13 protein-coding genes are annotated in these 14,317 nt (G+C 58.6%); 8 read left to right on the top strand and 5 right to left on the bottom strand.

Annotated features, from left to right (window positions below):
* The first annotated feature begins 2 nt into the window (after window positions 1-2).
* The 3 genes from ACYQ8U_RS01610 to ACYQ8U_RS01600 all read left to right on the top strand — a co-directional run bounded on the left by ACYQ8U_RS01610 (window position 3) and on the right by ACYQ8U_RS01600 (window position 3,166).
* On the top strand, window positions 3-1,202 hold the full coding sequence (locus ACYQ8U_RS01610) for a DUF58 domain-containing protein (protein ID WP_459943752.1): 1,200 nt from the start codon (window positions 3-5) through the stop codon (window positions 1,200-1,202).
* On the top strand, window positions 1,199-2,602 hold the full coding sequence (locus ACYQ8U_RS01605) for a DUF4129 domain-containing protein (protein ID WP_459943751.1): 1,404 nt from the start codon (window positions 1,199-1,201) through the stop codon (window positions 2,600-2,602). Before ACYQ8U_RS01610 ends, ACYQ8U_RS01605 begins: the two co-directional genes overlap by 4 nt.
* Window positions 2,603-2,815: 213 nt before the next feature.
* On the top strand, window positions 2,816-3,166 hold the full coding sequence (locus ACYQ8U_RS01600) for a DMT family protein (RefSeq protein ID WP_459943750.1): 351 nt from the start codon (window positions 2,816-2,818) through the stop codon (window positions 3,164-3,166).
* Between the two features lie 65 nt (window positions 3,167-3,231).
* Here ACYQ8U_RS01600 and btsR read toward each other — a convergent pair whose 3' ends face one another.
* The 5 genes from btsR to ACYQ8U_RS01575 all read right to left on the bottom strand — a co-directional run bounded on the left by btsR (window position 3,232) and on the right by ACYQ8U_RS01575 (window position 8,780).
* Window positions 3,232-3,942, bottom strand: coding sequence for a two-component system response regulator BtsR (gene btsR, locus ACYQ8U_RS01595; RefSeq protein WP_459943749.1), 711 nt, complete (start codon window positions 3,940-3,942; stop codon window positions 3,232-3,234).
* A complete protein-coding gene (locus ACYQ8U_RS01590; RefSeq protein WP_459943748.1) occupies window positions 3,939-5,636 on the bottom strand; it encodes a LytS/YhcK type 5TM receptor domain-containing protein in 1,698 nt (565 codons plus the stop codon). The genes btsR and ACYQ8U_RS01590 overlap by 4 nt, the downstream gene beginning before the upstream one ends.
* Window positions 5,637-5,776: 140 nt before the next feature.
* Entirely contained in the window at window positions 5,777-7,108 is a 1,332-nt protein-coding gene (locus ACYQ8U_RS01585; protein WP_459943747.1) for a TRAP transporter large permease, read from the bottom strand.
* Window positions 7,105-7,608 carry a TRAP transporter small permease subunit gene (locus tag ACYQ8U_RS01580; RefSeq protein ID WP_459943746.1) on the bottom strand — a complete coding sequence of 168 codons (504 nt, stop codon included), beginning with the start codon at window positions 7,606-7,608 and terminating at the stop codon, window positions 7,105-7,107. The genes ACYQ8U_RS01585 and ACYQ8U_RS01580 overlap by 4 nt, the downstream gene beginning before the upstream one ends.
* A 98-nt stretch (window positions 7,609-7,706) precedes the next feature.
* The gene (locus ACYQ8U_RS01575; RefSeq protein ID WP_459943745.1) at window positions 7,707-8,780 is read right to left on the bottom strand and encodes a TRAP transporter substrate-binding protein; all 1,074 of its coding nucleotides are present in this window, start codon (window positions 8,778-8,780) and stop codon (window positions 7,707-7,709) included.
* 274 nt (window positions 8,781-9,054) lie between these two features.
* Here ACYQ8U_RS01575 and acsA point away from each other — a divergent pair, with 274 nt between their 5' ends.
* The 5 genes from acsA to ACYQ8U_RS01550 are packed head-to-tail and all read left to right on the top strand — an operon-like array spanning window position 9,055 to window position 14,272.
* Window positions 9,055-10,809, top strand: a complete 1,755-nt coding sequence (gene acsA / locus ACYQ8U_RS01570) for an acetate--CoA ligase (RefSeq protein WP_459943744.1) — start codon at window positions 9,055-9,057, stop codon at window positions 10,807-10,809.
* A gap of 2 nt (window positions 10,810-10,811) precedes the next feature.
* Window positions 10,812-11,819 (top strand): pyruvate dehydrogenase (acetyl-transferring) E1 component subunit alpha, encoded by a 1,008-nt coding sequence (pdhA, locus tag ACYQ8U_RS01565; RefSeq protein ID WP_459943743.1) that lies wholly within the window; start codon window positions 10,812-10,814, stop codon window positions 11,817-11,819.
* A complete protein-coding gene (locus ACYQ8U_RS01560; protein ID WP_459943742.1) occupies window positions 11,816-12,820 on the top strand; it encodes an alpha-ketoacid dehydrogenase subunit beta in 1,005 nt (334 codons plus the stop codon). Before pdhA ends, ACYQ8U_RS01560 begins: the two co-directional genes overlap by 4 nt.
* Window positions 12,813-14,030 (top strand): dihydrolipoamide acetyltransferase family protein, encoded by a 1,218-nt coding sequence (locus tag ACYQ8U_RS01555; protein ID WP_459943741.1) that lies wholly within the window; start codon window positions 12,813-12,815, stop codon window positions 14,028-14,030. The genes ACYQ8U_RS01560 and ACYQ8U_RS01555 overlap by 8 nt, the downstream gene beginning before the upstream one ends.
* Window positions 14,027-14,272, top strand: coding sequence for an acyl carrier protein (locus ACYQ8U_RS01550; RefSeq protein WP_459943740.1), 246 nt, complete (start codon window positions 14,027-14,029; stop codon window positions 14,270-14,272). The genes ACYQ8U_RS01555 and ACYQ8U_RS01550 overlap by 4 nt, the downstream gene beginning before the upstream one ends.
* Window positions 14,273-14,317: the final 45 nt, after the last annotated feature.

Raw genomic sequence — 14,317 nt, 5'->3', positions numbered from 1 at the left:
TCATGGCAGTCGTTGACGACAGGGAAGCAACTTTTTTAAAATTCGGCCTCATGCAGCTGCTTCTCCTCGGGCTGCTGGCCTTCTCCCTCCTGCATTCCCAGAAAAACCTGACCCTGCTGCTGGTGCTCCTGCTGGCCTTCGTCTACGGCGCCTGGCTGTGGAGTCGGCTCAGCCACGATCGGCTGCAGGTCTGCTCGTCATTTGACCGGGACCGGGTTTTTCCCGGTGAACCGGTGCAGATGGACATCCTCGCTGAAAATCGGCAGCCCCTGCCGGTGTGGCTGCGGGTGATTGTCCCCGTTCCCGGCTCGGTCGAGGATGCATCCGGTCAGGTCGCACCGGTCCGGGAGCAGGGCCTCCTGTGGTATCAATCGGTGCTTTTTTCCTGGCATCTTCTGCCGCAACAGCGTGGCATCTATCGACTCGGTCCGCCGCGGGTGATATGCGGCGATCTGCTCGGCATCTACCCCCGGGAAAAGACTCTGATGCAGGAACCGCTCGACCTGATCGTCTACCCCCGTCTGCTGGCGCTGCACCCCTTTGGCCACATAAAAAAAGACCTCTTCGGCAGTCCTGGGGCGAAGAGTCCGGTCGAAGACCCGATCTACCTCCTCGGCACCCGTGAGTACCACGCCGGCCGACCATCCCGCTATATCCACTGGACCGCCAGTGCCAGGTTGAACCGGCTGCAGGAAAGGGTTTTTGAACCCTCGCGACAGGCCCGGGTGCTGTTTGTCCTCGATGTCGGCCCCTTTGCCGCGGCAGCGGCGGCTGACAGCTTTGAGAGGGCGGTGTCGGGGCTCGCCTCGCTGGCTGTTGAGTGTGAACGGCAGGGGTTCGCCGTCGGTCTGGTTACCAACGGCGTGATGACCGGCAACCGCTCACCTTTTGTCGCGGTGGCCCGAAGCGCCCGTCAGTCGACGCTGATGCTCGAGACACTGGCCGGGGTGGAGATGACCTGCCGCCGGCCCATCGGCGACCATCTCCGGCAGGTGCGAGGCCTGAACAGCGGTCTGAGCTGCATCCTCTTTACCCTGGACCGGCCGGAGAAGGCCGATGAGCCGGTTCACCTCCTGCGGCGGAAAAAAATCACCGTGACCACAATCTATTGCACCGAGTTCGACCACCCTGCCTCGTCCGGTTTTTCCGGAGAACGCGTACTGCCGCTGGACCACCTGTTGCCGGAGGCTCGATCCGCATGAGCGACAGGAGGGAATGGCTGCTCCTGGCAGCTCTGCTGGGCATGGATCTGAGCTGGCTGTACGGCTGGGCTGCACTGATCATGCTCGCCGGTTTTCACCAGCCTCTGCCGCATCTGGCAACCCTCGGTATCGCCGTTTCGGCCACGCTGCTGACCGTGTCCCATCATCGCCGCGGCTGGCGGATCTATCAGATCGGCGCCCTGCACCTGGCCGGTCTGCTGCTGGCCTGTGGTGTTCTCATCTATGCTGTGGAAACTCCGGCGTCCTCATTTTTCGATAGGGCCTGGCTAGCTGAGTTTTTTACCATGTCCAGAACGCCGCTCCACTGGCTGCGGCTGGCGGTGACTCTTTGCTGCTGCCTGGCTCTGTGGATAACGGCAACTCGGCTGGCTCTGCTGCCGAGAAGCCATGCCACGGTATCCAATCACTTTGATTTCGGGGTCATCGCCCTGGTGTTGCTGCACCTGCTTGAGATGCTGCTCTTCGTCGAAGGGGGTATTATCCTCACCGGGCTTTCCCTGCCGCGGCTGCTTCTGGCTTTTTTGGCCTTCACTGTACCGGCTTTCTGCCTGGCCCGCTGCGGCACGGGACAAGGGACAAGCGGTTTCATCTCCGGCTTTCGCGGTATCGGCGCGGTCGTCAGTTTTCTCGCCCTAGTGCTGCTGCTGGGCGGCGGCGTCATCGCCCTGTTCCTGCCGTACCTGACCGTGGCGGCCGAGACCGGGGTGGCGGTTCTGAAAACGGTGACCACGCCGCTGGGTGAACTCTTGCTGCGTATCCTGCGCTTTCTCTTCGGCTCTGGCCGCCTGCGCTCCGATGCGGCAGGTTCCGGCTCGGCGGAGAGTGCCCCGTTGCAGCATATCGCTGAACAGCCGGTGGAGGGATGGCTGCTGCTGGTGCAGAAAATCCTTCTTTTCCTCACCGCCGGCCTGGGTCTGCTGCTTGCGCTTGCCTTGTGCGCCTTGCTCCTCTGGCAGCTGGTGTGGTGGCTGACAAAGCGAGGTGATACGACAGCGCCGGGTCCCAGCCCCTGGCAGCTGTTCCGGCACCTGCTGCGCGACCTTGTTGGCGCAGTCATGGCCCTGGCGGGAAAACTGCGCGGTGCCGGCACACCTTCGCGGGGCCCCGTTCAGCTCTACCTGTCCCTGATGCACTGGGGCGCCGTGAGCGGGCTGCCCCTCATGCCGTCGGAAACGCCACGGGAATATGGCCGGCGGCTGATGAAACGACTGCCGGCGGTCACCGACGAAATCGAGCTAATTATTGCCGTGCACAATGCATCGGTCTATGGCGGACGAACCGGACAAGCAGTGCAGCTGCACCACGCCTGGGCAGCCTGCAGCAGATTGCGCAGTCCCCGGTTCTGGCCGCTACGCCTCAAATCCCTGCTCTTTCGCTGAAAAGTCCTCTGTCACCCGCCGGTCCCTGGTGCGGATGGGTGCAGCATTATCCACCGCCGGCCTTGGTAAAAAATGGTGCGTGTGAGGCGGTAGAAGGGATCGCGCTTGACATCTTCATACCGATGGAGTTTCAATTGTTCCAGCCACAGACTATCACCGGATAAGCCGGGGGTAGATCATGCACAAGCACCCCAAGAAGTACGTAGGTAGAGTATGCGTCCAGTAATAATTTCAATAGCTTTGCTTCTCTGCAGTAATGTTTTTATGACCTTTGCCTGGTATGCCCATCTCAAGGAATTAAATAACAAGCCCTGGATCATTGCCGCCTTTATCAGCTGGGGAATTGCCCTGCTGGAATATCTCCTCCAGGTTCCGGCCAATAGAATCGGCTATACCGTTTTGAACGTCGGCCAGCTGAAAATACTGCAGGAAGTCATTACCCTGTCAATTTTTGTGCCGTTTTCGGTGATGTATTTAAAAGAACCGTTGAAATTGGATTACTTATGGGCCGGCCTGTGCCTTGTCGGCTCGGTTTATTTCATGTTCCGCAGCAAATTTGTCTAACTTCGGTAACTTGCCTGAGGGGGATTCCAGACGGAGGGAAAGCGGTTCGGCAACCGGAACCGGTCTCAGATAAATAATTTTTTCTTGATGATTTTCAGATAGCGCCTGCTCACCGGGATGTTTTTCCCGCTGTGGGTGGCAATTTGGGCCATGCCGCCGTCGAGCAGGACAATTTCCCTGATATGGTTGATATTGACCAGATACTGCTTATGGCAGCGAAGGAGCGGCGTTCGTTCTTCCAGGACCTTGAGGGTGACCTCGGTGAAATACTCCTGGTCCCTGGTCGTCAGGTGGACCCCGGCGATGCTGGTGGTGATGAATTCCACCTCCTCCAGGCCAACGAGCCTGATCCTGTTGCCCAACAGACAGGGGATGCGGCGTATCTCCTCGCTGTCGAAGGTCGGCGGGCGGTTTTCGCCGATGGTCTGCTGCAGCTTGGTGACGGTTTTTGCCAGTCGTTGACTGTCGACCGGCTTGAGCAGGTAGTCGAGGGTCTTTTCCTCAAAGGCCTTCAGCGAGTAGTGGTCAAAGGCGGTGACAAACACCACATGGGGCATGATCTCCTGGTTGACCATATTGAGCAGTTCAAAACCGCTGATGACCGGCATCTGAATGTCGAGAAACAGCACCTGCGGCCGCAGCCTGTTGATCATCTTCAGGGCTTCGATGCCGTTGCCGCAGGAACCGACAACCTCAATGACCGCCGTCTCGGCGAGGAGAATGGCCATCTCCTCGCGGGCATGTATTTCATCATCGACAATCAGCGCGCGAATCATTTTTCTCGACACCCTCCTTCCGGCAAGGTTATGGAGACGACCGTCCGTTCCCCGGGGATACAGGATATCTCCAGGCCATGGTTTTCGCCGCAGAGGTTTTTGATCCTTTTTTCGACAATGCTCATACCCAGACCTTTTTTCCCTCTCTCGATGAAATTGCCGGCATTATCCTCGACACTGATGCGGATAGAGCCGGGCTGTCGAACGGTGCTCAAGCGGATCACGCCCTGGCCGAGCATATTCGAAATGCCATGCTTGATGGCATTTTCGACAATCGGCTGCAGAGAAAAGACCGGCAGCTTCAGGGCCAGCAACTCGTCATCGACAGTCATTTCCAGCTGCAGCCGGTCCTCAAACCTGGCTTTTTCGATGACCAGATAGGAATTGACATGATTGAGTTCTTCTTCCAGTGTCGAGAGGTTGCCGGTGTTTTTAAGATTTTTACGGAAAAAATTGGAAAGATGCAAGAGCAGATCTCTGGCCCGATCACCATCCTTGCGGGTAATGGCGATGATGGTGTTGAGTGCGTTGAATAAAAAATGCGGGCTTATCTGCGCCTGGGCAAGCTTCAGCTCCGCCGAGGTGACCAGGGTCTTCTGCTCGATATACCGGGCATAGAGAATCTGATCGGAGAGCAGCTTGGTGATCCCTTCGCCGAGGGTCTTATTGGTCACCAGAAAAAGCTTATTTTTCGGCTCAAAGAGGTTGATGGTGCCGATCAGCTCATTATCAAGGCGCAGCGGAACACACAGCACCGAACCGAGCGGGCAGTCCGTTGAAAGATTGCAGCGCCATTTCTTTTCGCCGCCGTCGGCATAGACTATCCGGTTTTCGCGGATCGCTTTCATGGTCTGCGTCGAGCTGATGTTCTGGCCGACCTGATGGTGGTCACTGCCGTCACCGACAAAAGCCAGCACCTTTTCCCGATCGGTGATTCCCACCGCCCCGACCCCGGTTTCCTGCAGGATGACCGAAGCGACCTCCCCGGCCGTCTGCATATTGAAACCCCGGCCAAGAATCGCCACGGTCTTTTCGGCCATCTTCAGCGCCTTGGTGGAGAAAAAGACACTGAGCTCATCATACATCTTGCGCTGATCGCGGATGATACTGACGAAGATGGCCGCCCCGGTGCTGTTGGCCAGGATCATCGGCAGGGCAATGATGCGGACCAGGGCGACCGCCTGGTCAAAAGGCTGAGACAGCAGCAGGATGATGAGCATCTGGGTAATCTCGGCGACCAGGGTGGTGAAAAAAGCGACTGTTGGACTGAGCAGCCGGTGCTGCTGATAATGGCGCACCAGATAGATATGCACCAGGCCGCCGATCAACCCCTCCACGGTAGTCGACACCCCGCAGGAAAGCGCGGTGAAGCCGCCAAGGGACAAACGATGCAGCCCGGCGGTCAGGCCGACCGCCCCGCCAAGCAGTGGGCCGCCGATGATACCGGCAAGCACCGCCCCGATCGCCCGGGTATTGGCAATGGCGTCGTTGATCGGCAGGCCGAAGTAGGTGCCGAGAATGGAGAAGGTTGAAAAAATAACGTAGAGCAGCAGCAGTGTGCGGGGATGCAGCGTGTGAATATGAAAAGACCGGAAAAATGGCGACTTGGTAAAGAGATAGGCGATGACGAGAAACACCGACATCTGCTGCAGCAGGGCAAAGATATTATGCAGGGAGAAGGTCAGCAGATCCATAGAGTTTTACTTAGCCATCGTGTAATCGGGCTTTTTACGTCTTTAACATTTTTTGACCTGGGCCAAAAAGAACGCGGCCTACCATACTCCGGGCGGAGGGAAAATGTCTATTCTCGGACAGCCTCCTCGGTGATTCCCGGTCAGGCCAACCCATAGAGATGGGGAAAGATGACAATGGACGCGAGAACCAGCACCTGGATGATGATAAACGGCACCACCCCCTGGTAGATGTCGACGGTCCGGATCTCCGGCGGAGACACTCCTTTCAGGTAAAAAAGAGAAAAGCCGAATGGCGGGGTGAGGAAGGAGGTCTGCAGATTCATGGCAATGAGGATGGCGAACCACATCGGTTCGATGCCGATGACCTGGGAGATCGGCAAAAGGATCGGCACGACGATATAGGAAATCTCGATAAAATCAATGAAAAAACCGAGCAGCATGATCGCGCCCATGGAGAGAATGAGAAAGCCCCATTTTTCGCCGGGCAGCCCGGTCATAAACTCTTCGACGATGAGATCGGCGCCGGTGTAGATAAAGACCATGGAAAATGCCGTGGCGCCGATGAGGATGGCAAAGACCATGGCGGTAATCATCACCGTCTGCAGCGAAGAGTCGATGACGATCTGCCAACTGAGTTTACGGTACATGGCGGCAAGAATCATCGCGCCCAGCGCGCCGACCGCCGCCGATTCGGTCGGCGTGGCGATACCGACGAAGATGGAGCCGAGGACAATGATAATCAGCGCCAGCGGCGGCAGAATGGCAATGAGGGCGCGCATGACCGAACCTTTCTTGTCTTCTTCCGGCACGGTAATTTCCGGGGCGACCTTTTTGTCGACCAGGGCGATGATGACGATGTAGACAATGTAGCAGCCGACCAGGATGAGACCGGGCACCAAGGCCGCCTTGAACAGATCGCCGACCGGCAGCTGAAAGACATCGCCGAGGATGATCAGCACAATCGACGGCGGGATGATCTGGCCAAGGGTTCCCGCTGCACAGATAGTGCCGGTAGCCAGTTTTTTCGAGTAGCCGTATTTCAGCATGACCGGCAGGGCAATGACGCCCATGGCCACCACCGAGGCACCGACCACCCCGGTGGAAGCAGCGAGCAGCGTCCCGACCAGTACGGTACTGATGGCCAGCCCGCCCCGGACCCTGCCGAACAGGATGCCCATCGATTCGAGCAGCCGCTCCGCCAGTTCCGATTTCTGCAGGATGATGCCCATGAGGATAAACAGCGGTACGGCCATCAGGATAGTGTTGTTCATGATCGAATAGATACGAAACGGCATCATTGAAAACATGCTGAAAAATTCTTCGGCTACCAGAACAAGATTCGGGTCGGGCATGAGCTCGACAAAGGCGGCAATCGTTCCGAAAAACATCGCCACCGCGCCGAAGGTAAAGGCCACCGGATAGCCGACGCTGAGCAGGATAAGCGCCGCGAAAAACATAATTATACCGGTCATTGCGCGCTCCTCAGCTGTTGGATGTTTTTCAGAATATAGCCGGTTGCGCTGAACAGCAGAAAGCCGAAGGCAACCGGAATCATGCTCTTGATGATCCAGCGGTAGGGCAGCCCGCCGGGATCTTCGGAGATTTCATTTATGGTGTAGGCATCGACGACAAAATCGAATGAACCGAACAGAATGAGCAGGCTCAGCGGCATGAGAAAGAGAATAGTGCCGACGATATTGATCAGCGCCTTGCTCCTGAGGCTCATTTTGTCATAGAGAAAATCGACCCGCACATGGGCTTCATGCTGCAAGGCCACCCCGACGCCATAGAGGATGATAATGGAAAACAGGTGCCACTCCATCTCCTGCATGCCGACGGAACTGGCGTGAAAAAGATAGCGCATCATCACGTCGAAGGCGACGTTAAGCACCATCAGCAGCAGAACGATGGCCAGAAATTTGCCGACGATGTCGACGAGACGGTGAATACACTTTTCAATTTTTGTCAGCATGGCTATCGGTTGTCAGGGAAAATGAGGAATGCTCCCGTCCAGCCGGCGAAGACTGGACGGTACGGCATGGCCGACGGGTGGCCGTTGTTACCAGCTCTTTAGTCCGCCAGTTCCTCTAAGGTTTTTATGTAGTTGTATTCGGAAATATTGGTCCAGGCCCGGGCCTTTTTGATATAGGCCCGCTGCGAGTCGAGCACCTCTTTGAAGCTGGCGTCTTTTGCGGCATATTCATCATACAGCTCGTCGGAGGCGGTCTTCATCGCCTGCATGACCTCTTTCGGGAAGGTCTTCACCTGGATGTTCGGAAATTCGGTCTTCATCTGTTCCCAGGCCTCGACACTGCCGGCAAAGTTCTCGATGAACAGGTCGGCGGTTACCGCTTTCATGGCGGTGATGAGCATGGCCTGATACTCTTTCGGCAGCTTGTCCCAGGCTTTCTTGTTGATGAGGAACTGCAGTTCGGTAGCCGGTTCATGCCAGCCGGTATAATAGTAAGGCGCTATCTTGTGAAAGCCCATCTTGATATCCATGGCCGGGCCAACCCATTCCAGCGCATCGATGGTGCCACGGTCGAGAGAGGTATAGAGTTCCCCCGGCGCGATATTGGTGACATTGACACCAAGTTTGGCAAAAACCTCTCCGGCCAGCCCGGGGATACGCATTTTCAGGCCTTTCAGGTCATCTAAGGTATTGATCTCTTTCTGGAACCAGCCGCCCATCTGTACCCCGGTGTTGCCGCCGGGAAAGCTGAGCACATCAAATTTGTCGTAGGTTTTCTGCATCAGCTCCATGCCGCCGCCCTGGTAGAACCAGGCATTCTGCTCGTCGGCATTCATGCCGAAGGGGACGGTGCAGAAAAAGACCGTGGTGATGTCCTTGCCTTTCCAGTAATAGGAGGCGCTGTGACCCATTTCATACTGGCCGCCCTTGGTCATGTCGAGAATACCCAGTGCCGCCTTGTGTTTTTCCGCGCCCTCTACCCGGATAGTGAAGTTACCGCCGCTCATTTCCTCGATAATTTTCCCCAGTTGAATCGGGGCGGTGGCAAAGGGGGTGAGCGTTGATGACCAGGACATGGCCATCTTCCAGCGCACCTTTTCGGCGGCCAGGGCCGGTGCGGCAAGCAGAACGAGTGCGACCAGCGCGGTTGAAATACGGTAAACCAGTCTCATTGTTTCCTCCTTTCGTTGAGTTGAGTTTCATTCTCCCGAGTATATCCTCTATTGAGGACTATTGCATGGTACTCGAACTGTTCAGGGCAAAAAACTACCATTTCGGTAAGCGGTTGTATAGGCATTTGTCCGGTTGAGGAATCAGGTAAGTGGTTGTTGCTCGTCGGCTGCATTAATGGTTAAGGGTTCTTGACAAACTGCCCGGCTTCGACATATAGTACATAACATATTTTAAGCGTATTTTTCGGATGAGACAGAGCAGCGAGGTGCGAAGATGCTGTATAACTCAATTGAGAAGCATCCGGATTTGTTGAAGAAGGCGCCCAATCTCCTTGACTACGCCGACACGCGAGCCGCATTTTCCTGGGAGACCGTCCGGGTCGAATTACCCAGGCTTCCTGAAGGCAGAGGCTTCAATATCGGTCATGCGGCGGTCGATTGTCATGCCGATGGCCCCCTGCATGACCATCTGGCCCTGCAATGGCTGGGCAGCGACGATAGCTGTCGCACCTTCACCTACGGCGAGCTCAAGGCTCAGAGCAACCGCTTTGCCAACATCCTTAAAGATCTTGGTATCGGCAAGGGGGATACGGTCTGCACCCTGGCCGGGCGAATCCCCGAACTGTATATCGCCGCCCTGGGGGTGTTCAAAAACACCAGCATCTTTTGCCCCCTCTTCTCCGCCTTCGGTCCCGAGCCGATTTTTCAGCGGCTGAGCAAGGGGGAGGCAAAACTCCTGCTGACCACCGAACGGTTGTACCGCCAGAAGGTCAGTCCGCTGATGGACAGGCTGCCGGCGCTGCGCTATGTCCTGCTGGTAGACGCCAAGGAGCATCCGGGAGGTGGTCCGATGTCGCTGCAAAAACTCATGGAGGCCGCTTCCGACGTCTATACCATCCCGCCGACCGACCCGGAGGATATCGCCCTGCTGCATTTTACCAGCGGCACCACCGGCATGCCCAAGGGCGCGCTCCATGCCCACAGCGCCGCCCTTACGCATTATATGACCGGCAAATATGTCATGGATTTTCATCCGGAGGATATTTTCTGGTGCACCGCCGACCCCGGCTGGGTGACCGGAACGTCCTATGGCATCATTGCCCCGCTGCTGCACGGCATCACCAATATTGTCGATGAGGCCGATTTCGATGCCATGCGCTGGTGTGAAATCCTCGCCTCCCGGCAGGTGAGCGTCTGGTACACGGCGCCGACGGCCATCCGGCGATTTATGCGCCTTGGTATCGAGCCGGCCCAGGCCGTCGACCTGCGTCATCTGCGCCTCATTCACAGCGTCGGCGAGCCGCTCAACCCGGAGGCGGTGGTCTGGGGGATAAAGGCGCTGGGGCTGCCGATCCATGACAACTGGTGGCAGACGGAAACCGGCGGCATCATGATCGCCAATTTTCCGGCCATGGCCATTCGCCCCGGCTCGATGGGCAGACCGTTGCCCGGCATCGAGGCGGCCATTGTTCAGCGCCTTGGTGACGACAGGGTCAAGGTGATCGAGGAAGCCGATGTGCAGGGCGATCTGGCCCTCCGGCCGGGCTGGCCGTCGATGTTTCGCGGCTACCTGCACGACGAGGAGCGTTACCGCAAGTGCTTTTCCGGCGGTTGGTATCTGACCGGCGATCTGGCCAGACGCGATACGGACGGCTATTTCTGGTTCGTCGGCCGCGCCGATGACATCATCAAAACCTCCGGCCACATGGTCGGGCCCTTCGAAGTCGAAAGTGCGCTGATGGAGCATCCTGCCGTGGCCGAAGTGGGGGTTATCGGCAAGCCGGATCCGCTTATCGGCGAGATGGTCAAGGCCTTCGTCGCGCTGAAGCCGGGCAGGCTGCCAAGCGACGAGCTGCGCCTCGAACTCATCGGTTTTGCCCGCAAAAAACTCGGCTCGGCGGTGGCGCCCAAAGAGATTGATTTCCAGCAGAACATTCCGAAAAACAAAGGCGGCAAGATCATGCGGCGGCTGCTCAAGGCCCGCGAGCTGGGGCTACCCGAGGGTGATCTGTCGACACTGGAGGAGTGACAATGAACGACAAAGGCAGCGACAAAACCACGACCGACACGGTCGACTCCGCCCATGCACGCCACCTGCTGCACAACATGATACGCATCCGTCGCCTGGAGGAAAAGTGCGCCGAACTGTACAGCGCCATGAAGATACGCGGTTTTCTCCACCTCTATGACGGCGAAGAGGCGGTGGCCGTCGGCGTTCTCGAGGCGCTGGCCGCGGACGACGCCGTCGTCGCTACCTACCGCGAGCATGGTCATGCTCTGATCCGTGGTATCGGCATGGGCGCCATCCTCGCCGAGATGTATGGCAAGCAGGACGGCTGCAGCCGGGGGCGCGGCGGGTCGATGCATCTTTTCGATGCCAGGACCAGGTTCTATGGCGGCAACGCCATCGTCGCCGGCGGCCTGCCCATAGCCGTCGGTCTGGCCCTGGCCGACAAAATGCAGCAGAGATCGCGGGTGTCCTGCTGCTTTTTCGGCGATGGCGCGGTGGCCGAAGGGGAGTTTCATGAAAGCATGAATCTCGCCGCCCTGTGGCAATTGCCGGTGCTCTTCGTCTGCGAAAATAACCTGTACGCCATGGGCACGGCGCTGAAATATTCCCAGGCCGTCGTCGATCTGGCCAGCAAAGCGGCAAGCTATGACGTGGCCGCTGCGGCGGTGGACGGCATGGATGTGCTGGCCGTCGAGAAGGCGGCAAAGGAGGCGACCGAAACGGTTCGCAACAGCGGGAAGCCGTTTTTCCTCGAGTGCCGCACCTATCGTTTTCGCGCCCACTCGATGTATGACCCGGAACTCTATCGCAGCAAGGAGGAAGTCGAGGAGTGGAAAAAACGCTGTCCGATCGCCACATTCTCCCGGACGATGAAAGATCAGGGGACGCTCGGTGATGGCGACATCGAGACGATAGAACAGGACGTCGCCCGGGAAATCGACGAAGCCGTGGCCTTTGCCGAGGCCTCGCCCTGGGAGTCTGTCGACGATCTGACCCGCTTTGTCCATTCGGAACGGAGGGCGCCATGACCAACTCTGACAAGGGCCAGCACAAGCTGACCTACCGTGAAGCGGTGCGCGAAGCCATCCGCGAGGCGATGCATAAAGACGAACGGGTTTTCCTCATGGGCGAGGACGTCGGCCGATACGGCGGCTGTTTTGCGGTAAGCAAGGGCTTGCTCGAGGAGTTCGGCCCGGAGAGAATCCGCGACACGCCGCTGTCCGAATCCGGCTTCGTCGGGGCGGGCATCGGCGCGGCTCTCGGCGGCATGCGGCCGATCGTCGAGGTGATGACGGTCAACTTCAGCCTGCTCGCCGCCGACCAGATCATCAATACCGCCGCCGTCTATCTGTACATGTCCGGCGGCCAGTTCAATGTGCCAATCGTCATCCGCATGGCCACCGGCGGCGGTCGGCAGCTGGCGGCGCAGCACTCCCGCTCGCTCGAGGGCTGGTATGCCCATATCCCCGGCATCAAGGTAGTCAGCCCGGCGACCCTCGAGGACGCGCGCGGCATGCTCTGGACGGCGCTGCAGGACCCGGATCCGGTGCTGATCTTTGAAAACGCCGGCCTCTACAATATGGAAGGGACACTGGATGCCACTGCCGGTGCAGTCGATATCGACCGGGCCCGTGTCTGTCGGGCCGGAAAAGATATCACCATCATCAGCTATTCGGCGAGCCTGCACAAATCGCTGGAGGCGGCGGAAATATTGGCCAAGGAAGGAATTGAGGCGGAGGTTGTCGATCTGCGCACCTTGCGGCCTCTGGATGAACAGACCTTTCTGAGCTCGGTGGCGGCGACGCACCGCGCCCTCATTGTCGATGAGGGATGCCGTAGCGGCAGCCTTGCCGCCGAGATTGCCGCGAGGATTATGGAGAACGTGTTCTACGAGCTGGACGCCCCGGTTGCGCGCCTGTGCAGCGCAGAGGTGCCCATGCCCTACGCCGGCCACCTTGAGCAGGCAGCCCTGCCGCAGGTGGATCAGATCGTCAACCTCGTTCGAAAAATGGTGGGTGGTGATGGCTGAATTTTGCATGCCCAGTCTGGGCTCGGATATGCAGGCGGGGACACTCATCGAATGGCGGGTGCAGCAGGGCGACCGCGTCCATCGACGGGATGTCATCGCCGTGGTGGAAACGGACAAGGCCGCCATCGAGATTGAGGTGTACGAAGACGGGGTTGTTGAATCGCTCTTGGTCGAGCCGGGCGAAAAGGTACCGGTGGGCACGGTCATGGCGGTCATCGGCGATAAAGACGGGGTGAAGGCTGCGGCGAAGGAACGGGCCGTACCCGGCAAGATCGCACCTGTAACCGCACGAAGCAAGGCTTCACCGTATGCCCGCAAGCTGGCCGCCGAGCGTGGGGTCGACCTGAACACGGTGGTCGGCACCGGTCCGGAGGGCGCCATATGCGCCGCCGACATCGAGCAGGCAGCGGCGGCCGGGCCGGTAAAGCCGACCGAACCGCCGGAGTCGGTAAAGTCGGTTGAATCAGCAAAGCCAGCCAAACCGGTCGAGCAGCCAGGGCAGACTGTCGAACCGGCGCCACAGGCGGCCCCGCCGGGCAAGGATCCCCAGGCGGCCATGCGCCGGGCCATCGCCTCGGCCATGGCCCGCTCGAAGCGGGAAATTCCCCACTACTATCTGCAGACGCGCATCGATATGCACCGCACCCTGCAGTGGCTGGCGTCGGAAAATGCGCAGCGGCCGATCAAGGAGCGGATACTGCCCGTTGTCCCGCTCATCAGGGCAGTGGCGCTGGCCCTGGGCGAAGTGCCGGAACTCAATGGCTACTGGATCGATGACCAGCATCGGATTTCCGAGGCGATGCATATCGGTTTTGTTATCGCCCTGCGCCAGGGCGGTCTGATGGCGCCGGCCATCCTCCACGCCGATGCCCTAAGTATGGACGAACTTATTACGGCGCTGCGCGACTTGATTCAACGCGCCCGATCCGGCGGACTGCGCAGTACCGAGATAACCGACGCCACTGTCACCATCACCAGTCTGGGCGATCTCGGCGTGGAGACGGTATACGGGATCATTTACCCGCCCCAGGTGGCCCTGGTCGGCTTTGGCAAGATCACCGAGCAGCCCTGGGCCGAGGCCGGCCTGCTCGGTGTGCGGCCGGTGCTGACCGCCACCCTTGCCGCCGATCACCGGGCTACCGACGGCCATCGCGGCGCCCAGTTTCTCGACGCCTTAAACCGTTACCTGCAGGAGCCGGCAAAGCTATGAACGAAAATGAAATCAAAGAGGTTATCTTCGCCATTCTCAAACGGCTTGCCCCCGAGTCGGAGCCGAGCGAGCTGGCACCGGACGAAAATATCCGCAAAGCGCTGGATATCGACTCCTTCGACGCCCTGAATTTCTTTGTCCGTATCGATGAGGAGCTCGGCATCAGCGTCCCCGAGGCGGATTACGGCAAGCTGAATACCCTCACGGAAATGCTTGCCTATTTCTCGCGCCGTCTCGGTTGATGCGTCCACCGCCATTCGGTGCCCTCATTTTAACAGGAGATCGAC

The organism is Desulfocastanea catecholica (genome assembly GCF_054657295.1).
Note: the sequence above shows the minus strand (reverse complement) of the source record. Positions and strands in the feature narration are given on the sequence as shown.